This is a genomic window from Janthinobacterium kochi, from assembly GCF_051380715.1.
Taxonomy (GTDB): domain Bacteria; phylum Pseudomonadota; class Gammaproteobacteria; order Burkholderiales; family Burkholderiaceae_D; genus Janthinobacterium.
Window position 1 is genome coordinate 330,248 of record NZ_JBNYXO010000004.1, and the last position, 20,736, is coordinate 350,983.

Annotated in this window: 17 protein-coding genes; 8 read left to right on the forward strand and 9 right to left on the reverse strand. The window is 63.3% G+C overall.

Annotated features, from left to right (window positions below; all coding sequences use genetic code 11):
* The first annotated feature begins 142 nt into the window (after positions 1 to 142).
* Both ACQ4WL_RS11865 and ACQ4WL_RS11870 read left to right on the forward strand, forming a co-directional pair.
* Positions 143 to 1,447: a nucleotide sugar dehydrogenase gene (locus ACQ4WL_RS11865; protein WP_436509920.1), complete on the forward strand. Its 1,305-nt coding sequence runs from the start codon at positions 143 to 145 to the stop codon at positions 1,445 to 1,447.
* Complete coding sequence (locus tag ACQ4WL_RS11870) at positions 1,447 to 2,598, forward strand: SDR family oxidoreductase (RefSeq protein ID WP_436509921.1); 1,152 nt, start codon at positions 1,447 to 1,449, stop codon at positions 2,596 to 2,598. The genes ACQ4WL_RS11865 and ACQ4WL_RS11870 overlap by 1 nt, the downstream gene beginning before the upstream one ends.
* Positions 2,599 to 2,719: 121 nt before the next feature.
* Here ACQ4WL_RS11870 and ACQ4WL_RS11875 read toward each other — a convergent pair whose 3' ends face one another.
* Genes ACQ4WL_RS11875 through ACQ4WL_RS11885 form a run of 3 tightly spaced genes read right to left on the reverse strand, consistent with a single transcriptional unit; the run spans position 2,720 to position 7,379 of the window.
* Entirely contained in the window at positions 2,720 to 4,231 is a 1,512-nt protein-coding gene (locus tag ACQ4WL_RS11875) for a SpoVR family protein (protein ID WP_436509922.1), read from the reverse strand.
* The gene (locus tag ACQ4WL_RS11880) at positions 4,228 to 5,412 is read right to left on the reverse strand and encodes a DUF444 family protein (protein WP_436509923.1); all 1,185 of its coding nucleotides are present in this window, start codon (positions 5,410 to 5,412) and stop codon (positions 4,228 to 4,230) included. The genes ACQ4WL_RS11875 and ACQ4WL_RS11880 overlap by 4 nt, the downstream gene beginning before the upstream one ends.
* 2 nt (positions 5,413 to 5,414) lie before the next feature.
* Complete coding sequence (locus ACQ4WL_RS11885; protein ID WP_436509924.1) at positions 5,415 to 7,379, reverse strand: serine protein kinase; 1,965 nt, start codon at positions 7,377 to 7,379, stop codon at positions 5,415 to 5,417.
* A gap of 281 nt (positions 7,380 to 7,660) precedes the next feature.
* On the opposite strand from ACQ4WL_RS11885, the gene ACQ4WL_RS11890 reads away from it, so the two are divergent.
* A complete protein-coding gene (locus ACQ4WL_RS11890; RefSeq protein WP_436509925.1) occupies positions 7,661 to 8,842 on the forward strand; it encodes a chymotrypsin family serine protease in 1,182 nt (393 codons plus the stop codon).
* A gap of 170 nt (positions 8,843 to 9,012) precedes the next feature.
* Positions 9,013 to 9,330: a hypothetical protein gene (locus tag ACQ4WL_RS11895; RefSeq protein ID WP_436509926.1), complete on the forward strand. Its 318-nt coding sequence runs from the start codon at positions 9,013 to 9,015 to the stop codon at positions 9,328 to 9,330.
* 81 nt (positions 9,331 to 9,411) lie between these two features.
* Here the strand turns inward: ACQ4WL_RS11895 and ACQ4WL_RS11900 are convergent, their stop codons facing one another.
* From ACQ4WL_RS11900 to ACQ4WL_RS11915, 4 genes are all read right to left on the reverse strand, one after another.
* A complete protein-coding gene (locus ACQ4WL_RS11900; protein ID WP_436509927.1) occupies positions 9,412 to 10,848 on the reverse strand; it encodes a catalase in 1,437 nt (478 codons plus the stop codon).
* A gap of 300 nt (positions 10,849 to 11,148) precedes the next feature.
* Complete coding sequence (locus ACQ4WL_RS11905; RefSeq protein ID WP_436509928.1) at positions 11,149 to 11,841, reverse strand: tetratricopeptide repeat protein; 693 nt, start codon at positions 11,839 to 11,841, stop codon at positions 11,149 to 11,151.
* A 55-nt stretch (positions 11,842 to 11,896) separates the two neighbouring features.
* Positions 11,897 to 13,993 (reverse strand): bifunctional 2',3'-cyclic-nucleotide 2'-phosphodiesterase/3'-nucleotidase, encoded by a 2,097-nt coding sequence (locus ACQ4WL_RS11910; protein ID WP_436509929.1) that lies wholly within the window; start codon positions 13,991 to 13,993, stop codon positions 11,897 to 11,899.
* A gap of 102 nt (positions 13,994 to 14,095) precedes the next feature.
* Positions 14,096 to 14,782, reverse strand: coding sequence for a hypothetical protein (locus ACQ4WL_RS11915; protein WP_436509930.1), 687 nt, complete (start codon positions 14,780 to 14,782; stop codon positions 14,096 to 14,098).
* Positions 14,783 to 15,183: 401 nt separating this feature from the next.
* Here ACQ4WL_RS11915 and zigA point away from each other — a divergent pair, with 401 nt between their 5' ends.
* The 4 genes from zigA to ACQ4WL_RS11935 are packed head-to-tail and all read left to right on the forward strand — an operon-like array spanning position 15,184 to position 18,784.
* Positions 15,184 to 16,416 carry a zinc metallochaperone GTPase ZigA gene (zigA, locus tag ACQ4WL_RS11920; protein ID WP_436509931.1) on the forward strand — a complete coding sequence of 411 codons (1,233 nt, stop codon included), beginning with the start codon at positions 15,184 to 15,186 and terminating at the stop codon, positions 16,414 to 16,416.
* Positions 16,417 to 16,434: 18 nt separating this feature from the next.
* The gene (locus ACQ4WL_RS11925; RefSeq protein WP_436509932.1) at positions 16,435 to 17,439 is read left to right on the forward strand and encodes a CobW family GTP-binding protein; all 1,005 of its coding nucleotides are present in this window, start codon (positions 16,435 to 16,437) and stop codon (positions 17,437 to 17,439) included.
* Positions 17,436 to 18,224 (forward strand): HoxN/HupN/NixA family nickel/cobalt transporter, encoded by a 789-nt coding sequence (locus ACQ4WL_RS11930; protein WP_436509933.1) that lies wholly within the window; start codon positions 17,436 to 17,438, stop codon positions 18,222 to 18,224. Before ACQ4WL_RS11925 ends, ACQ4WL_RS11930 begins: the two co-directional genes overlap by 4 nt.
* Before the next feature lie 44 nt (positions 18,225 to 18,268).
* Positions 18,269 to 18,784 carry a GNAT family N-acetyltransferase gene (locus tag ACQ4WL_RS11935; protein ID WP_436509934.1) on the forward strand — a complete coding sequence of 172 codons (516 nt, stop codon included), beginning with the start codon at positions 18,269 to 18,271 and terminating at the stop codon, positions 18,782 to 18,784.
* 13 nt (positions 18,785 to 18,797) lie between these two features.
* Here ACQ4WL_RS11935 and ACQ4WL_RS11940 read toward each other — a convergent pair whose 3' ends face one another.
* Positions 18,798 to 19,223 carry a Fur family transcriptional regulator gene (locus ACQ4WL_RS11940; protein ID WP_034787417.1) on the reverse strand — a complete coding sequence of 142 codons (426 nt, stop codon included), beginning with the start codon at positions 19,221 to 19,223 and terminating at the stop codon, positions 18,798 to 18,800.
* A 103-nt stretch (positions 19,224 to 19,326) separates the two neighbouring features.
* Positions 19,327 to 20,679: an alpha/beta hydrolase gene (locus ACQ4WL_RS11945; protein ID WP_436509935.1), complete on the reverse strand. Its 1,353-nt coding sequence runs from the start codon at positions 20,677 to 20,679 to the stop codon at positions 19,327 to 19,329.
* Between the last annotated feature and the right edge of the window lie 57 nt (positions 20,680 to 20,736).

A 20,736-nucleotide genomic window follows, 5' to 3' on the forward strand; every position in this document is an offset into this window, starting at 1 on the left:
GTGCTCAACAAGCCGCCGATTATCCGCGCGCAGTCTTGCTACGGCTCCTTGTTCCTTGTTCCCGCTCAAGAATGGCCGGGCCGGCGACCGTAGAATTTCCCGGACGGCGATGCTCGGGCCGCAACCATTTGGAGCGATGCATATGGACAGCAGCGTGGATAGCAGGGCGGACGTGGTGGCGGTGGTGGGGCTCGGTTATGTCGGCTTGCAGCTGGCCGTCGCGTTTGGCATGCGCCAGCGCACGATCGGCTTTGACTTGTCGGCACGCAAGGTGGAAAGTTACCGCAACCATGTCGACCCCACGGGCGAAGTGAGTACGGAACAGTTGCACGCCGCGCAGTGGCTGAGCGTGGGCTGCGATCCGGCCGAGCTGCAACTGGCCGATTTCATCGTCGTGGCCGTGCCCACGCCCGTCGACAGCGCGCATAATCCCGATTTCTCCGCCCTGGCCGGCGCCAGCGCGGCCGTCGGGCGCCACATGCGGCGCGGCGCCATCGTCATCTACGAGTCGACCGTGTATCCGGGCGCCACCGAGGAGATCTGCATTCCCATCCTGGAGCAGCATTCGGGCCTGCGCTGGAAGGAAGACTTTCATGTGGGCTTTTCGCCGGAGCGCATCAACCCCGGCGACAAGGCACACACCCTGCACAGCATCCGCAAGGTGGTCTCGGGTGACGACGCCGTCACCCTGGACAAGGTGGCAGCCCTGTACGAAGGCGTGGTCGAGGCAGGCGTGCACCGGGCCTCGAGCATCCGCGTGGCCGAAGCGGCCAAGGTGATCGAAAACACGCAGCGCGACCTGAACATCGCGCTGATGAACGAGCTGGCCATTATCTTTGACCGCATCGGCATCGACACCCTGGAAGTGCTGCAGGCGGCGGGCACGAAATGGAATTTTCTGCCGTTCCGTCCAGGGCTGGTGGGCGGCCATTGCATCGGCGTCGACCCCTACTATTTGACGCACAAGGCGGAAATGCTGGGCTACCATCCGCATGTGATCCTGGCCGGGCGCCGCATCAATGACGGCATGGCCAAGTTCGTGGCGGAAAAAACCATCAAGGAAATGGTGCGCGCCGGTTTTAAACTGAAGGGTGCGCACGTGAATGTGCTGGGCCTGACCTTCAAGGAAAATTGCCCGGACTTGCGTAACTCGAAAGTGGTCGACATGATCCACGAACTGCAATCGTACGGCGTGCAGGTGCATGTGCACGACCCCGTCGCCGATGGCCAAGAGGCGCTGGAAGAATACGGCTTGACGCTGGAAAGCTGGGACCAGCTGCCGCGGGCCGAGGCCATCATCAGCGCCGTCTCGCACCAGGCCCTGCTGGCCCGCCCGCTGGCCGACTTCCAGGCCAAGGTGCAGGAAAATGGCTGCTTCATCGACATCAAGTCGCATTTCGACCCCCGCCCGCTGCAAAACGGCGGCCTGAACGTGTGGCGGCTGTGATGGCGGCCGACGCTTTCGATTCGCCAGCCGACACCGCGCATGGCGCGGCAGGCACGGCTCCCGGCGCGTACGCGCTGGCCTGCGCGCAGCTGATGCAAACGCCGCGGCGCTGGCTGGTGACGGGCGTGGCCGGCTTCATCGGCTCGCACCTGCTGGAAACCTTGCTGCAGCTGGGGCAGGAAGTGCGCGGCCTGGACAATTTTCTGACGGGCCACCGCCACAACCTGGAACAAGTGCGCGCCAGCGTGGGCGAAGCGGCGTGGCAACGCTTCACCTTCCTCGAAGGCGATATTCGCGACCCGCAGGCGTGCGCGCGCGCGTGTGGCGCACCGGCGCAGGCCGCCAACGCTGGCGGCGGTGATGCAGATGCTGCCGGTGGCGGCCCTGTCGACTATGTGCTGCACCAGGCGGCGCTCGGTTCCGTCTCGCGTTCGCTGGAAGACCCGCAGCTGTGCCATGCCGTCAATGTCAGCGGTTTCCTGAACATGCTGGTCGCCGCGCGCGATGCGGGCGTGCCGCGCTTCGTGTACGCTGCGTCCAGCGCCACCTATGGCGACCACCCGGCCTTGCCAAAGGTGGAGCAGCACATCGGCGCACCCCTGTCGCCGTACGCCTTGAGTAAATATGTCAATGAACTGTATGCGCAGGTGTACGCGCGCTGCTACGCCATGCAAACGGTGGGGCTGCGCTACTTCAATGTCTTCGGTCCGCGGCAAGATCCGCTGGGCGCCTACGCCGCCGTCATTCCCCGCTGGATTGCCGCCATGCTGGACAAGCAGGCCGTGTACATCCATGGCGACGGTGCCACCAGCCGCGACTTCTGCTTTGTGATCAACGCCGTGCAAGCCAATATCCTGGCCGCCACGCATGCCGATCCGGCAGCCGTGAACCAGGTCTACAACGTGGCCGTCAATGCCCGCACCAGCCTGACGCAGCTGCACGCCACCATGCAGCAGATGTTGCTGGCCGCCCGCCCGCAGCACGTGCCGCTGGCGCCGCACTATGGCGAGTTTCGCGCCGGCGACGTGCGCCATTCGCAAGCGGACATCGCCAAGGCGGCCCGCTTGCTCGGTTACGTACCCACGCACGACCTGGCGCAAGGATTGCGTCAGACCATCGCCTGGTATGTGGCGCAGGCTGACCAGGCATGAGGTACGAGCTGGCCGCGCATCCGGTACGCGCTGGCCGCACCTGACGTGCGCGTGCAGGCGGCCCGCATCATATGGCCCGCATCATGTATGTCCAATCCACAGCCGCGCGACTGCCTGCTGCCTAGTGCTGCACGGGCGTCGCTGGCAGTGTTGGCGAATTGGGCGGCTCGGGCACGCCATCGGTCTTGCTGTGGAGAACACGGGGTGTGCCCCGAAAATCGGCCGTATGCAGGGTGACGGGGCGGCGCCAGATGCGGGCGATATACGCCAGCACCTGTTCCGCCCGCTCCAGGTCGAGGCCGCGCCCATCGCGCTGGTGATCGTGGCGCAGCACCAGGCTGCCGTCGTCGTTGAGCAGGGTGACGGCGATGCACGGCGCGCCGTAGTTGTATTTGGGCGCCAGGATGGCTTCGCGGATGGCCCGCAAGTCGCGGCTGGCCAGGCGAGTTTCGCCGTCGCGGCGGCTTTCATGCATGAACAGGCCCAGGCGGTCAGCCAGTTCCCCGTCCAGATAGTTGCGAATGAAACTGCAATCGTCGTCGTCGCGGCAAATCTGGCGCGCCCGCGCCAGTCCTTCGCGCTCGATGATGTGTTCCCACATGCAAAAGCCCAGCTGATAGGGATTGACGGCCAGCGCCTGCTGGTGCTCGCCCGCGTAAGGGCGCACCACGTCCGAATGCGACTTGATGGCGGACAGATACAGTGCCGGGGGCAGGAAGTCGGCTTCGCGCAGCAGCCGCGCATGCCAGTACGAGGCCCAGCCTTCATTCATGATCTGGCAGGCGTACACGGGATAGAAGTAAAACGACTCTTCGCGCACGGCCAAAAAAATGTCGCGTTCCCAGTCGGCCAGCTCCGGCCCGTGTTGTGCGATGAACCACAGCAAGTCGTACTCGGCTTGCGGCGGCACGAGCGGGCGCTGCGCCGGGCGCGCCCTGGCCGCCTCGCGCGCCGCCAGCGCGGCCGCTTCACCGGGCAAGCGCCGGTAGCGTTGTGTAAAGGGATCGTCCGCGGCGGCTTGCTTGCCCGCCACGTCGCCGGGCTCCGATGCCGCGGCATAGGGCGGGCGGTGCAGCTCGGCGTGAACGTCCACATGCTGTTCCAGCGCCAGTGCCGCGTCGAGCACGGCTTCCACCTGCTCCTGCCCGTGCTGTTGCAGTGCCGTTTCGAGACGCCGCGCGCGCGCCGCGCTTTGTTCCAGGATGTGCTGGCCCGCCATGGCGCCGAAACGCAGGAACAGGGCATTGCGGCTGGCAAAGTCGGCGTGGCCCAGCACATGCGCCGTGACGAGCGTGTTTTCGGCCACGGAATTGTGTTCCGCCATGTAGGCATGGCAAGGGTCGCCGGGAAACATGACTTCGAAAATATGCGAATTGCCCATCTTTTGATGCACGAGCTGGTGGATGTAGCGCACGCCGAATGACCAGTGGCGCATCCGCACGGGCAAGCCATAGATGGCGATCTCGGCCATGAAACTGTCCGGCACCAGTTCGAACTCGACAGGGAGAAATGCCAGGCCCAGTTCCCGCGCCAGTGCTTCGATGCGCGCCGCGTAGCCGTCCAGGCCCATTCTGCCTGCCTTGCATGTCTTGTCTGTCCCGTCGCCGCGCAACTGTGCATCAGGCTGTGTCATGGCACCTCCTGCGTGTCGGCCGCCTCGTGCTGGAAAAAGGTGCGGATGGCCGCCCACACATCGTCGGTCCTGCTAAGGATGCTGCTGTGCAAGGGCAAGCCTCGCCGTTCGTGCTCGGCGCACAGGCTGTGCATTTCCGTTTCCAGGCTGCGCGGCACGCCGGGCAAGGTTTCCACATAGCCCATATAGCTGAGCAAGGCGGCCAGGTCGCCCAGGGCCAGGCTGGCGGCGCCCCGGTCTTCGCTGAAATTTTCGCCATCGGAGGCATAGAACAGGTAGGCGTTATAGCGCTCCGGCGCATAGTGCTCTTGCAGCAGTTCGCGGCTCAGGCGAAAGGCGGTGGACGCCATGGTGCCGCCCATGCCATTGACCTGGAAGAATTCGGCTTCGGAAAACTCCCAGGCCCGCGTCGTATGGGCGATGAAGCGCGTTTCCACGCGCGCATACCTGCGCCGCAAGCCCTGCAAGGCAAAGAAAAAGAAGGATTTGGCCAGCCTGCGCTCGGCTTGCGCCATGCTGGCCGACACGTCCAGCACGAAAAACACGACGGCATTCGTGCTGGGCCGGGGCTGTGGCAGCACCTGGCGGTAACGCAAGTCATCATTGGTGAAGGGCACGGGCTGCGCTTGCACCGCGCGCCGCTTGATCGCTTCCTTGACGGTGCGCCGGCGGTCCAGGCGCGAACGGGCGCCATGCCGCTCCAGGCCGCTGCGGACCAGCTGCACCTCGTCGATCACGCCCAGGTGACGCGGCTTCAGATGCGGCAACTCGAAGGCCTCCCATAGCCAGTCGAGTATGTCGTCGATGGGAAACTCCAGCAGCAGGCGTACCGCCCCCTCGCCATCGCCGCCCGGTGCCCCGGCCTCGCCCGTGGCGGCGGGCCGCGCCGCGCGCAAGAGATCGCCGGGCTGGCCTTCACCCTGGCCTGCACCCACGCTGTTGCGCGCGGGTGCCAGGCGAAAACGCGCATGTTCGAGCAGGTGCATGGGCACGTGCACCGTGCGCTGCTGGGGCCCGCCGATCAGGTCAGGCATGGCGATCAGCTCGGGCAAGTGCGCCTGCACGGCTTCGCGCACTTTCTGGTTGTGGCGCAGCCAATCGCGCGTGCCGCGCGCGAACAGCGCGTACCACGGTTGGGCCAGGGCTGGCGCGGCGGAAGCTGGCGAGCTCGTGGCGGACATGGCTATTCCTGCGCCAGCAAGGTGGTGACGTAATTGAGCGCTTCGCGCGCGCTATGGGCGTCATAGCCATATTCGTCTACCAGGCGTTGCTCGACGGCGGAAATCCTGGCCCGCACGTCGTCGTCGGGGCGCTTGGCCGAGCCGACCAGGCGCAGCACGTCGCGCCGCTGCTCGAACAGATATTGCTGGATGGCATCGAGCAATTGCGCGTGGCTGCCCAGGCCAAAGGCCTCGCCCCGCTTGAAGGCGCTCATGGCCTTGCGCACCACTTCTTGCCGGAAAGACTGCTTGCCCGAGTCGCTGATGTGGATTTTTTCTTCCACGGCGCGCAGGAAGCGCTCGTCGGGACGGCGCTCTTCGCTGGTGATGGGATCGCGGATCTGGCGGTTGTCGAGCATGGCTTCGACTTCATCGAGATATTTGCTCAGCAAGTCCTGTGCTTCTTGCTCGAACGAGACGAACAGGGCCTTGTGCACGTCGGCCTTGACCCAGCGGTTATAGAAATCCTTGCGCGTGAGCACCAGGTAATCGACCCACTGACGCTTGCGCCGCGGTTCGATACGCGCATCGTTTTCTATGCCATCCTTCAGGGCCAGCAGCACGTCCATGGTGGAGAGGCTGTTGCGCTGGGCGGAAATGATGGCGTGCGACAGGGCATTGATGACGAAACGGGGCGACACGCCCGACAAGCCCTCGTCGGGCGACTTGTCGCGCTCGCGCAGGCGGCGGATGTCGGCATGCTGCAAGTCGCCGACGTCTTCGTCTGCATACACGCGCAGCTTCTTGACCAGCTCGGCTTCCTTGTCCTCGCCCTCGGGCAAGCGGCTGAGGATGGCGAACACGGCCGCCGCATGCAGCGCGTGCGGATCGAGGTGCACGTCGCGAAAGGCGGGCGCGGCCGCCAGGATCAGCTTGCGGTAGATACGCGCTTCTTCGCGGTAATTGAGCGTATACGGCACTTGCACGATGACCATGCGGTCGAGCAGCGCCTCGTTTTCTCTTTCTTGCAGGAATTTGCGAAATTCGGCCAGGTTCGTGTGCGCGAGGATGGTTTCATCGAGGTAAATCAAGGGGAAGCGTGACACCTTGACATTTTTTTCCTGCGTTAACGTCAGCAGCAGGTACAGGAATTCGCGCTTGACCTTGAGGATCTCGATCATTTCCAGCATGCCGCGGCTGGCCGCATACACGGCGCCGGACCACGACCAGGCGCGCGGATCGCCTTCGTCGCCGTACTGCGCCACTTTCGACAGATCGACGGACCCCACCAGGTCGGCCAGGTCGGCCGTAGTGGGATCGTGCGGCGCATACGTGCCGATGCCGCAGCGGCCCGCCTCGGAAAGGTGGATGCGCTCGATGGGCATGCGCAGGAAGTCGCCCGCATATTGTTCTTCCAGGCGGGCGCGGCAATGAGGGCACAGTTCGCCATGCAGCTCGGCATCATAGCTGGCGCGAAAGTCGGCGCGCATGTTGTGCGGCACCAGGTGCAGCGGCGATTCGTGCACGGGGCAGCCGGCGATGCCATACAGCGCGCCTTCGCTGCTGTGGCTGTATTCTTCCAGCCCCCGCTTGAGCAGGATCACCAGGGTCGACTTGCCGCCCGATGGCGGGCCCAGCAACAGCAACATGCGCCGGCCCACCTCGGAGCCGGCGGCGGCCGCCTTGAAGTAGGCGGCCACCCGGTCGATCGCCTCGTCGATGCCGAACAGTTCGTCGTCAAACAGGCGGCAGCGGAAGCGCCCGCTGTCATCGGTCTGGCCATTCCCCCGCATCATATCCCACAGGTACTGGTGCGCGCTGCGCGTCAGCAGGGCCGCGCGGCCGGGCAGGATTTGCTCGATGAAGTCGGAAAAACTGCCGCGCCAGGGGCTGATGCGGTGTTTTTCCGCCCAGGCCGCCATGCCGTGCACAAAACCGGCATGCTGGCCTGCTTGCTCGCCCGCAGGCGCGTCGTCGTGGCGTGTCATACCAGGGCTCGTCATTGTTTCCCCATCCATGCCGTTGCTGGCGTTGCTGTTGTTGCTAACCTTGCTGCCGTGGAGCAGGCCCGGTTCCAGCCTGTCGGCCAAGTATACGGCGGCGCCTCTGCCCGCACGCCTGATCTCGCTCAACCTTGACGAGGGAACTATTTTTGCCCCCCTGGCCCCGTTGGCGCAGGGCGGCCTCGCGCCTGCGAGTTCAATCCAGATCAATACCGGCCGGTGCGGCCCGTCCACACTGGTGGTTCGCAGCGACCCACGAGGAGAACATGATGATAGGCAACGAGAATGGTTTCAGCGCCCCACCGGGCAGCAGCGGCAGGGGGCAAAGCGCGGACGATGAAGAGGCCGTCGGCCAATTTTCCATCCCTGGCGAAGACGATAAGACGATCGAGAGCGCATCCGTTTCGGACGTGCCCGACGCCCTGAGCGGCGTCAGCATGGAATTGCTGGAAATCAAGCGCAGCATCGAAGATGGCATGCGCCACTCCATTTCCCAGGCGGGCGGCGTGCGCGCCGCCGACGCCTTCAGCGACGGCGGCAATATCCAGGGCGTGTCGATCGGCTTGGGCGAGGGCGCCAGCGACAGTTCGTCCGGCGAGCCGGGCTTGCCAGCCCTGACCCTGTATGTGGCCGAACCCACTTCCGTCGACCGCGCCAAGGCCGCCATTGTGGCGGCCATGGGCGTGCGCGCCGTGGCCAGCGACAGGGTGCCCGTCAACATCGTCGTCACGGGCGTGATCGATGCGCAGCCCCACCGTTTCCGCTTGCGTCCGGCGCCGGGCGGCGTCTCGATCGGTCATTTCCGCATCACGGCTGGCACCATCGGCTGCCTGGCCGTGGGGCGCAGCGCGCCGCGCAACAGCCGTTTGATGATTCTGAGCAATAATCACGTGCTGGCCAATTCCAACGGCGGCGCGTTCAACGACTGCATCGTGCAGCCGGGCCCCATCGATGGCGGGCGCTGCCCGCAAGACCAGGTGGCCGTGCTCGAGCGCTTCGTGCCCATCAATTTCAGTGGCGGCGTCAATTTTGTCGATTGCGCCACCGGCTGGGCCTGGCCAGACCGCGTGCGGCGCGAACTCGTCTACCTGAGCGGTGGCGTGCCGGCCTATTTCCGTATCAGCAACGCGCTCGCAGCGCCCGCGCTGGGCATGATGGTCGGCAAATCCGGACGCACGACGCAATTGACGCAGGGCCGCATCACGGGCCTGGGCGCCACCATCAACGTCAATTATGGCGGCGGCAGAATCGCGCTGTTCCAGGACCAGATCGCCATTACGGGCGTCAGCGGGGCATTCAGCGCGGGCGGCGACTCCGGCTCGTCCATCTGGACCTGGAACCAGCAGCGCAATCCCGTCGGCCTGCTGTTTGCCGGCGGCGGCAATATCACCTTTGCCAACCAGATGCGGCGCGTGGTGGTGGCGCTCGACATCAATTTATACACTTGAGCATTGTCACAGAAAACGGTGCGGCGGCGTGATGCTTGCTTGCACTGCGCCACCTTTTGCACGATGATGATATGGTCAGGTGTGCCTGCCATGCATGGCCTGGCGGGCAAGAGGCGCTGCCGTGCCTCCTTGTTCCACGCGTGCCATGGGCAGCATCAGGAGGATGTGTCATGTCAAACAGTAAATTTGTACCAGCGCCATACGCCGTCTTTGAAGATGCGGCCATGCCGTATGTGCCGGACGAGCCCAGTGGCCACGCTCATGCCACACCGCCACCCGGCCGACTGGAAGCGGCAAAGCGGCGCAACGAGCGGGCCTTGATGGCGATCGATGGGGTCGAAGGCGTCAGCCTGGGGCAGACCGCCATCGGCGGGGAAGCCCTCGTCGTGTATCTGCGCGATGCGTCCGTCAAGCGGCGCGTGCCGTCGCAGGTCGACGGCTATCCGGTGGAAACGAGCATCACGGGCCAGATCGATATCCAGCGCTGAGGCAAGCGTGCCTGGCGGCCAGTCCTGCCTGTCGCAGGGTGCTGCGGCTGAAAGGCCTGTTGCCCGGCCCTTCAGCCCGCTTTATTTGCTCAGGCGGCCGATCGCTTCGGCCACGCCCGCGCCGTAGGCTGGGTCGCACAGGGTGCAGTTGCCGATGTGGCGTTGCTTGACTTGCTCCGAGGCGCCCGAGGTGGCGCGCGCCGTGTTGTCGAACAAGGCTTGCTGCTGTGCTGGTGTCATCAGGCGGAACAGGGCGCGCGGCTGCGAATAGTAATCCTCGTCGACCCTGTGGTTCCAGTGGTCGGCCGCGCCTTCGATACTCAGGGGCGGTTCGCGGAAATCGGGCTGCTCGGCCCATTCCTGCTCGCTGTTCGGTTCATAGCCCAGGGTCCCGCCCTGGTTGCCGTCGACGCGCATCTGGCCGTCGCGGTGGTAGCTGTGGAACGGGCATTTCGGCGCGTTGACGGGGATATGGCTGTGGTTGACACCGAGGCGGTAGCGCTGCGCGTCGCCATACGAGAACAGGCGGCCTTGCAACATCTTGTCCGGCGAAAAGCTGATGCCGGGTACCACGTTGGCCGGGTTGAAGGCCGCTTGTTCCACTTCGGCAAAGTGGTTGTCGGCATTGCGGTTCAGTTCCAGCACGCCCACCTCGATCAGCGGATAGTCGCCGTGCGGCCACACTTTCGACAGGTCGAAGGGGTTCAAGTGATACGTGCCTGCCTCTTTTTCCGGCATGATCTGCACGTACAGGGTCCAGCGGGGGAAATCCTTGTTTTCGATGCTGTCATACAGGTCGCGGTGCGAGCTTTCGCGGTCCTTGCCCACCAGCGCCTCGGCTTCGGCATCTGTCAGGTTTTGAATTCCTTGCTGGGTTTTAAAGGTGAACTTGACCCAGAAACGCTCGTTTTGCGCATTCAGGAAGCTGAAGGTATGGCTGCCGAAGCCGTGCATGTGGCGAAAACTGCGCGGCAAGCCACGGTCGCTCATCACCACCGTCACCTGGTGCAGGGCTTCGGGCAGCGAGGTCCAGAAGTCCCAGTTGCTGTTGGCGCTGCGCAATCCTGTGCGCGGGTCGCGCTTGATGGCGTGATTTAAATCGGGAAATTTCAGCGGGTCGCGCATGAAGAAGACGGGCGTGTTGTTGCCGACCAGGTCCCAATTGCCTTCTTCCGTGTAGAACTTCAGGGCGAAGCCGCGGATGTCGCGTTCCGCGTCCGCCGCTCCCCGTTCGCCGGCCACCGTGGAAAAGCGCGCAAACATGGGCGTTTGCTTGCCCACGGCGCCAAAGATTTTCGCCCGCGTGTAGCGCGTGATGTCGTGCGTGACGGTAAAGGTGCCATGCGCGCCGGAACCCTTGGCATGCATGCGGCGCTCGGGGATGACTTCACGGTCGAAGTGGGCCAGCTTTTCCAGGAACCACACATCTTGCAGCAGGGCAGGGCCACGGGGGCCGGCCGTCTGGATGTTCTGGTTGTCGACAACAGGCGCGCCAAAGGCGGTGGTCAGCTTTTTCATTGGACTCTTTCTTATAGGGAGGTCAACGGACGAGCCAGGGCCTACCCAAACACTGGCTGGGCTGAGCGTATGCGACATGCTCACCGAGGCTGGTCCAGAGTAACAAATTTCTAAAAAGCAAATACAGTGTGCTATTTCGGGGCCGGCAACAGCCCCGCCGCCTCCACGGAAGCAGCTTGTTCATCATAGCCCCTCGGCAATGTCCAGTCCAACACGATTGACCTGGCCCAAAACGCAGCGTGATTTTCTGGCGCCAGCGATATGTGGGCATCCAGCAATACGGCTTGACCTTGACATGGCTTAGAACTTGTTCCAGTTATTATGCCGGTGCTCCGTTGCTTCCTTCATCAGGTGGCCCGCGCGCACGGCGTCGTCCGCCTGCACCGTCATGGCCAGCTCCTGGATGGCGGGCGGGTATTCGTGGTGGGCCGCTTCTTCCAGCAATGCATGGCCCTTGACCAGGTCGCGCGGCACGCCGCGGCCTTCGCGGTAGGCGTTGTATAGCAGGAACATGGCGTGTGGATTGCCCAGCTCGCTCGATTTTTCCAGCCAGAGCGCCGCTATCACGGGATCTTGCGGCACGCCTTCGCCGTTGGCTGCCAGCAGGCCCAGCATCAAGGCCGCCTTCGCATGGCCTTGCTGCGCCGCCTGGCGGTACCACAGCCAGGCTTGGGCCGGCGTGGCCGCGCGCAGCATTTGCCCCAGTTCGAAGGCCGCTTCCGTGTCGCCGGCGCGGGCCGCCTGTTCGAACAGACTCAGCGCCTCGGCGCGCCGTTCCGGACGGGGCTGGTAAATCAGCGCCAGTTCGCGCTCGGCGACGGGCATGTCCTTGCCGGCCCAGCTGCGGACCTTGCGCTCGGCCTGGTGGTCGCCCGCCTGGCGCGCCTGCATGGCGACGGCTTCGATTTCCGCCGGCGTGGGCGGCGGCGACGACTGGCAGGCGGCCAGGACGGCAGCGAGCACGACGGCGGGGAGGGACAGTGCGTGTTTCATCAGGATCACCTTGCAGAATGAGGGTCGGAACAGCAGCAGTCCCGGCCCATGGACCTTATTTGCTCAGGTCGATGCGGTACTTGGCGAAACCGCTGGCGTCGAGCCCGCCTTCGGCCGCTACATTGGCGATGCCACTGCCTTGCGCCAGCGCCAGGTGACCGGGCGCCGAGCGCAGGATCACGGGGCCGGCCGTGGCCGTCTTGACGAAGCTCCAGCTGCGCGCGCTGCCATTGACCGCCAGGCTCACCTTGCCACCCTTGGTGCTCAGCGACGCGAGGTAATTGCTGACCACGGCCTGATTCGCATCGGGCGACTTGATGATGGTCTTGCTGCCATCGATGCCAGGCACGGCGCCGCCGCCACCGGCGCGGTAATCGTTGGTGGCAACGATGAAATCATCGCCATCGGCGACGGGTGCGCCCTTGTACGTGAGATTGACGATGCGGCTGCCCGGCTTTTTCGTCACATCGATCTGGTACGTGAGCGCATTGTTTTCCGCATAGAACACGTCGTAGTTATAAATCGTGCCATACGACGGCACCAGGTCTTGCTCGGCAGTACTGGCCGGGTCGATCTGGCCAAACTGCTTGGCCGACGTTTCCAGCCAGGCCTTCAAGTCCGAACCCTTGATTTTGACGGCTTGCAGGTTGTTGTTGCTATATAAATACAAGTCGCCCGGATTGCGCACTTGCAAGCCGATTGGCGCGGCCGGCGTCGCACCTGCGGCCACGTCCGTAAAATCGGATGGCCCGTTGCGGCCCGCCTTGAACGGTGCGCTGCACGAAATGACGGGGATATTCTTGTAGCTGGACAAGGTGGCATCCGTGCTGGTGGCGATGAAGTTCTTCACGTAATCGAGCTGCGCCTGGTTCACCAGCTGGATGGCGCTCACGTCTCCCACCAGCGCAAAGTAGGCGGACATCTCGAAATCCGTGCTGATGCCCAGTGGCTGCTTGGCGTAAGCGATGGTGGCGGCGTGCTCGGTTGCCACCAGCGGTGCGATGGCCGGGTCGGCTTTCACCAGGGTCTTGCCATCCGTATACTTGAAGCCGCGCGATTCCACCGTCGTCTTGGCCGGCTGCACCACCCATTTACCGCTCTGAAACGCCAGGGTCAGCTGGATGATGCCCAAGCGGCGGCCCCAGCTTTGCGCCATGACGGTGGGCACGCCATTCACGAAGCCCTTTTCGGCGTCGATCTTGGCGCTGGCGGGGAAGGCGGCAAACGAGGCGTCCAGCGCGGCCGCGCCTTGTTCCTTGCCTTTCGGGAAGATCAAGTGCGAGTGGCCTATCATCAGCGCGTCGATGCCCGTGCTGGTCAAGTGATAGCTGCCGTTTTCCATTTTCGGGCTGTAGGCGCTGGTGTCCAGGCCGCCATGCGACAAGGCTACGACGATATCGGCGCCCTTGTTGCGCAATTCCGGAACATATTGCTTCGCCGCTTCCTGCACGCCCGTCACGCTAACCTTGCCAGCGAGCACTTTCTGGTCCCATTCGAGGATTTGCGGCGGCACAAAGCTCAGCACGCCCACATTGATCTTCACGCTCAGCTTGCTGCCATCGGGCGCCGTGGCGGCGAAATCGCGGGGCAGCAGGGTGTAGGGCTGGAAGATGGGCTTGCCGCTGGCCACGCCGACGACGTTGCTCAGTACGGAAGGGAAGGCGGGCGCGCCGCAGGTACCCGTCGGTTTGGCCACGCCGGGTATGCCGAAATCCGTGTTGGTGATCTGACTCAGGTAGGGCAAGCCATAGTTGAATTCATGGTTGCCCATGCCGCCCGCATCATATTTCAGCGCGTTCATGGCCTTGTGCACTGCCAGGGTGCCGGAACAGGGCACGGGTGCGGCCACGGCTTGTAAGTCGGCCAGCAAGGTGCCCTGGATGACGTCGCCATCGTCGAGCAGTACGTTGTTCGGATTTTCCGCGCGCGCCGCCTGGATCAATGTGGAGGTGCGCTCCAGGCCCAGGCTGGTGTCTTCAGCCAGCGCGTAATAGTTGTAACTCAGGACATTCGAGTGGATATCGGTGGTTTCCAGCAGCGCCACGGTGACTGTCGTGCCTTCGGGAATGACCTGCGCAGTCGTCGAACCGCCGTTGCAGCCGACCAAGCCCACACTTGCCAGCGCCGCCAGCATGATCCAATTTGTTTTCATTACCGCCCTCGGAGAGATTCAAAGGACGCGACTGTAACGCCGTCATATGACGCAGCGATGACAGCCGTGCAAGGCGCATGGATACAGGGCGGCGCGCAGGAGTTAATCCGCTACGCGGCGAACTGACAGATTTGCCGCTGTGGTCGATTGCGGATTCGCGTACAGCGTCGCCAGCACATCCCAATAGGCGGCGGAAATTGCGGGACCGTTACCAAATCCATTGAAATGGTTGGCCAGCCCAAGCGCATGGCCAAACTCATGTGTCACGATATCCTGGGTGACGTTGCAATGTCCATTCCCCAGATTGAGATAAACGGGATTCGAGCCGATGCCATTCTGGCTGCTTGGTTGAATCGGGTTGCCCATATTTTTTCCTGTCGCCACATTGGCACAGTAACTGGCGTAATCCGTGGAATTCGGCGGCACATACGACGTGCCATAACTGACGTGAATGTAATTGCCGCTTGCCGGGATGGAATTGACCACGTCGAGCACTAAAAGACCACGCAACTTCGTATTAATTTGCGTGATCGCGTTTTGCGTCTTGCCGGAGTAGTCCAGTTCAGTGGCATTGCCAGCCGCCGGTGGCGTGACATACACGCTCACGTGCTGTTGCGGGGTCCCTGGCCAGCGCCAGGTTCCGGCAGGACGATTCGCGCTCGAAAATTCAATATTACTGGACTTGATATTGGCAATCACATCGCCATCGTTCGCGCTGACATTGTCACCGCCGCCACACGCTGATAATCCACCACAGACCATGGCCATTCCAATCAGGTTTAATTTCATCTTGTTTCTCATTTTTTCATCGTTTTGGCAGGGCCAGAAAACTTATTTAAAATAAAAGCCCATGACCAGCAGGACTATTTACTACGCTGTGATTGTACCTCAGCCATTATTAAAAAAATACCGCCATATTGTTCCATCATTCTGATTTATCCGTCTGCCTGGAATACCCCAAAACGACGATCGCGACCTGATATCAACGCCCATCCTGCGGTAGCGCTGATTGGCGCCGCCATGGCGTGTGCAACGGCAGCAACGGCAGCAGCGGCCCGAAGGCCAGCGCAACAGGCAAAGATTGCAGCACAAATGCAACTGAGTTGCACTATAATTGCAACCGCAAACAAGTTGCATTTGATGCCAGTGCATCCATTGCCCCCTTACCGATTCCATCCAAAGGAAGTCCCATGTCCCAGCCACAGCGCAAACTCCCCGTCACCGTCCTGTCCGGCTTTCTCGGCGCCGGCAAGACCACCTTGCTCAACCACATACTGCGCAACCGCGAAGGCAAGCGCGTGGCCGTCATCGTCAACGACATGAGCGAAGTCAATATCGACGCCTCACTCGTCAAGGATGGCGCCGAGGCGGCTGGCGCGGCCCTGTCGCGCACGGAAGAAAAACTCGTGGAAATGTCCAACGGCTGCATCTGCTGCACCCTGCGCGACGATCTGTTGCTGGAAGTGCGGCGCCTGGCTGCGGAAGACCGCTTCGATTATCTGCTGATCGAATCGACGGGCGTGGGCGAGCCGATGCCCGTGGCCGCCACCTTCGACTTCGAGGATGAGCATGGCGACAGCCTGAACGACGTGGCGCGCATCGACTGCATGGTCACCGTGGTCGACTGCGCCAACTTGCTGGCCGATTTTCATAGCGAAGACAGCCTGGAACAGCGCGGCGAGATCGCGGGCGAGGGCGACGACCGCCAGTTGGCCAACTTGCTGACGGAGCAGATCGAGTTTGCCAATGTCATCGTCCTCAACAAGGTCGACATGGTCGATGCGGATGAGCGCCGGCGCGTGCTGGCCATTGTAAAAGCCCTCAATCCCGGCGCGCGCATCGTCGAAACCAACCAGTCCGTCGTGCCGCTCGATGCCATCCTGGGCACGAACTTGTTCGACCTGGAGCAGGCGGCCAGCATGCCGGGCTGGGCACAGGAGCTGGCTGGCGTGCATACGCCGGAAACGGACACGTATGGCATCAGCAGTTTTGTCTACCGGGCGAAAGAGCCATTCCACGCGCAGCGCCTGCACGATTACATTGCCCAGCCGATCAAGGGCGTGGTGCGCAGCAAGGGATACTTTTGGCTGGCCAGCCGCCCCGAATGGGTGGCCAGCCTGTCCGGCGCGGGCAAGCTGATGAATATCGAGCCCGTGGGCCTGTGGTGGGCATCCGTACCGAAGGAGCGCTGGCCCACGGATGCGGCCTCGCTGGCGGAAATGAAAGCGGGCTGGAGCGAGCCATATGGCGACCGCTACCAGGAGCTCGTCTTCATCGGCCAGGACATGGACCAGGCCGCCATCGAGGCGGACTTAAAGAAATGTCAACTCAACTATACGGAAACGCGCCAGGGCATGGCCGCCTGGCGCAAGCTGCCCGACCCGTTTCCCCAGTGGCAGCGCATGGAAGAACTCGAAGATTAACCATCGACAGGAAAAAATATGACAGAACTGATCCCCGTCACCATCATCACGGGTTTCCTCGGCAGCGGGAAAACCACCTTGCTCAAGCGCATATTGCAGGGCGATCACGGCGTGCGCATCGCCGTGATTGAAAACGAATTCGCCGCCGAAAGCATCGACCATGGCTTGCTGGTGCAAGACAGCGACGAGCAGATCGTGGAAATGAACAATGGCTGCATCTGCTGCAGCGTGCGCGGCGACTTGATCCGCATCCTGGGCGAGCTGCACGCGAAAGGCGCGGCAGGAACCATCGCCTTCGACCACGTGATCATCGAAACGACGGGCCTGGCCGCGCCTGGCCCCGTGGCACAAACCTTCTTTGCGGAGCCAATAATCAGCGAGTGCTACCTGCTCGACGCCATCCTGACGGTGGTCGACGCGCGCCATGCGCAGCAGCAATTGACGGCGCACAGGGAAGCGCAGGAGCAAGTGGGCTTTGCCGACCGCATCCTGCTGTCGAAGACGGACCTGGTCAGCAAGGACGACCTGGCCGTGCTGCGCCAGCGCTTGATCGCCATCAATGGCCGCGCCAGCATCCAGAAAGTGCGCTTTGGCAATGTGCCCCTGCGCGACATTTTGAACATTCGCGGTTTCAATTTGAACGCCATCGTCGAGTTGGAGCCAGATTTCCTGGGAGAACTGGGCCACCGCCATGGCGACAGCGTGCAATCGTTCGTCTATCACCAGTCCCTGCCGCTCGATCTGCTACAGGTGGAGCATTTCCTTGATGCCGTGGTGCAGCTGTTCGGCAGCCAGCTGATGCGCTACAAGGGCATTTTGTACGTCGCCGACCTGCCATGCCGCGCCGTTTTCCAGGGCGTGCACATGCTGATGGGCTCGGAACTGGGCGCGCCGTGGCGCGACGGCGAGACGCGTGCCAGCAAGATCATCTTTATCGGCCGCGACTTGCCGCGGGAGATGCTGACGCGGGGCCTGGATCGCTGCGTGGCCAAGGTGGACAGTCTGGTCGCGGTGGCCGCATGAGCGTGGAAGCGGGCTTGCCCGCCCTGGCGCTGATTTTTCTGCTCGGTATGCGGCATGGCTTGGAGCCGGACCACCTGGCCGCCGTCGATGGCCTGACATTGCGCAGCCAGTCCGCCCATCCGCGCTGGACGCCGTGGATGGGCGCGCTGTTTGCGCTGGGGCATGGCATCTGCGTGCTGGCCATCGTGGCCGTGGCGGCGCTGGCATCGCAGCAATTTACACCGTCGCCACACCTGTTCGGCTGGCTGGAATGGCTGCCCATTGCCTTGCTGTTATTGATCGCCGCCATGAATGCGCGCAGCTTGCTGGCCGGCGCGCAACTGGCCGAGGTGCGCGGGCGGCTGCTGCCACGGTGGCTGCGGGGCGCGTCCGGGCCGTTTGGCGCCATCCTCGTCGGCATGCTGTTCGCGCTGGTGTTCGACACGGCCCTGCAGGCGGCCGCCTGGGGTTACGCGGCCGTGGCCCTGGGCGGCTTGGGGCCGGCCTTGCTCACGGGTACGGTGTTTGCCGTGGGCATGGGCGTGACCGATACCTTCGATGGCTGGGTCACGGCGAAAGTCATGCGCACCGGCAAAATTGACCTGGTGCGCGCCTTCCGGCGCCGCCTGGGCTGGCCCATCGTCGCCATCTGCGCGGCCATGGCCGGCTACATGGCTGCCGGCAAGCTGGAACCCGCCTGGTCGCTGCCGGAAAGCTGGACGGCGGCATTGGGCGCGGCCATGGTGCTGCTGATGGTGTCCCTGTACGGCTGGACCTTGCTGGGTTTGCGCCGCGTGCGTGCCTGAGGCGGGGGCGTGGGTATAATGGGAGAAAACTGCCGGATTCCACCATGCCCGCACCCGAAATCGTCATCCGCCTGCTGACGTCAGCCGACACCGCCGCCTTTTGCGCGCTGCGCCTGCGCGCCATCCTGGACTCGCCCAGCGCGTTTTCCTCGTCGCGCGAGGATGAACTGGCGCGCACACCAGAAGAACACGCGCAGCGCATCGCCGGCCCCATGCAGCGCGGCTTTGGCGCCTTCGATGGCGCACGCCTGGTCGGCTTTGCCGGCTTGCGGCGCGACCCCATGCGCCAGTTGTCGCACAAGGCCTTGCTGTGGGGCGTGTTCGTCGATGCGCCGCAGCGGGGCAAGGGCGTGGCGCGGCGTCTCGTCAACGCCTGCATCGAACAGGCCGAGACGGACCCGGCCATCATGCAAGTGCATTTGAGCGTGAATGCGGAAAATAATGCCGCACGACAACTGTATGAATCGCTGGGATTTATCGCGTATGGCACGGAACCGCGTTCGATGCGCGTCGGCGACTTGTTCTATGACGAGCATCACCTGGCCTTGCTGCTCAAGTGATGTTTCGGGGGAATTATTTACAGCGCGGGCACAGGCCCTTGATCAAATAATCGACTTCGCCGCCGCTGAAACCTTCCGGCAAGAGCACGGGCGGCGGCAGCTTGACTTCATTGAAGCAGGTGACGTTGGCGCATTTGGTGCACTGGAAGTGCGCGTGCTCGTGCGCCTGGTGGCCGGCGCCGGCGCTGAAGCGCCACACCTGGTCGGCACCCGCGATGCGGTGCACCAGTTCGTTTTCCGTCAGCCATTCCAGCACGCGGTACAGGGTGACGGAATCGATATCGCTGTCCTGCGACAACGCCTGCTGGATTTCATGGTGGGTCAGCGAACGGCTTTGCGCCATTAAAAAGTCGAGCACCTTCACGCGCGTCTTGGTGACGCGGGCGTTGGTGTTGCGGATCAGCGATTCGGCTTGCGGTGTAGAAGATGATGTCAACATGATAGGCCTGCTTGCGGGGGATCGGCTGGCGGCGTCATCGCCGTGCCCGTTGCCACCCTATGGGCCGTATCTTAGCATGCGTGCTCTCAAGCATGAAGCCGCGTCATGCTTTGAACGTCCAATAGCGGCCGGCCAGCGTATCGACGGGGTCGAGAAAGCGCTGGTCGGCGCGCGCATGGTTGCGTATCAGATAAAACATGTCGGACAGGGCGGAGCGCTTTTCCGCAAAATACGCATGTTTCATGAAGCTCGTGTCGACCCCGGTGGCGTCGATGGTTTCCACGCCCGCCACGATCAGCATGCCGGCGCCGCTGTCGCCCGCGCGCGGGTAGCCGTGTACGGCTTTCGAGGCGGCCAGGGCCAGGTCTTGCGACGAGGCATACAAGGTGACGGGGTTGCGCGCGTGAGTCAGTTTCGGCGCGATATCGTGCTTGAAGACGGCCGCGTCGATATCGGGTGCGGACAGGATGATTTCCGTGATCTTTTGCGCCAGCTGCGGCTGCGCGGCCAGCAACTCGGCCACGGCGCGCGCCAGGCCCCGGCTGCCCATGCTGTGGCCCACCATATACACTTGCTCCGCCTCGGTGCTGGCGAGAAAGTCGGCCAGGAAGCTGGTAATGTGGGGCGTGCTCCACTCGATATTGTTTTCATCGATGGTGTAGGCGGCCAGGTCGCCGCGCGATGGCCAGCTGTAGAACACGGGCGCGCCGTCAAAGCCCAGGTCGTAGGCCATTTGCCCCGTGCGCCGCGCCGCATCCTCGAAACTCACGTTATAGCCATGCACGAAAACAAAGGCGCTCTTGCCGGCCGAAGCGCGTACTTGCGTCCTTAATGCCGCAAAAAAATTGTCGCGGTCTTGCACCGTGGCGTCCAGCAGCACCACGTGCTTGGCCGGGTCGTCGCGAAATTCCAGGCGCCACAGCGACGGCGATTCCAGCTGGCCCATACGGTGGTCGCGGGGGATGCTGATGTCGCAGCTGCCATAGCTGAGCGGGCCATTGCCGCCGCCATTGCCTCCCGTGATACTGCGTTCGCCGCTGAAGCGCTGCGCCGGCGGCTTGCCCACGTCGCGCTGGCGGTCGGTGGCGAAATACACTTTGACGACAGCATAGTTCGAGACGACGGCGCTCTTGTCGGCCGGCGCGGGCACGGCTTCCACTTCGGGTCGGTGGGGCAAAGGCCGCTGCAGCGCATCGAGCAAGCCTTGCGCGGCAAACAGGGTTTCCATGTCATCGGGCACTTTCGCGCTGGACAGGGCGGCCGACAGGGCCAGTTGCAGGCGGGCATTGGCAGGGTCAGCTTCCAGCGCGGCGATGGCGGCCAGGATGGCGGCGGCGCTATCGAACTTGGCGATGGCCTGCTTGAGGCGTTGATAGTGGCTGGCGACGGCCTCGGGCACGTGGCCGGTCGCGCCATGCCCGATGGCCGCCACCACAGCGGAAGTGATCAAGTCCATGCGCAAGCTGCCTTTCGTTCAATATGGATCGAATGTCAATCCATCGCCATAAGAGCA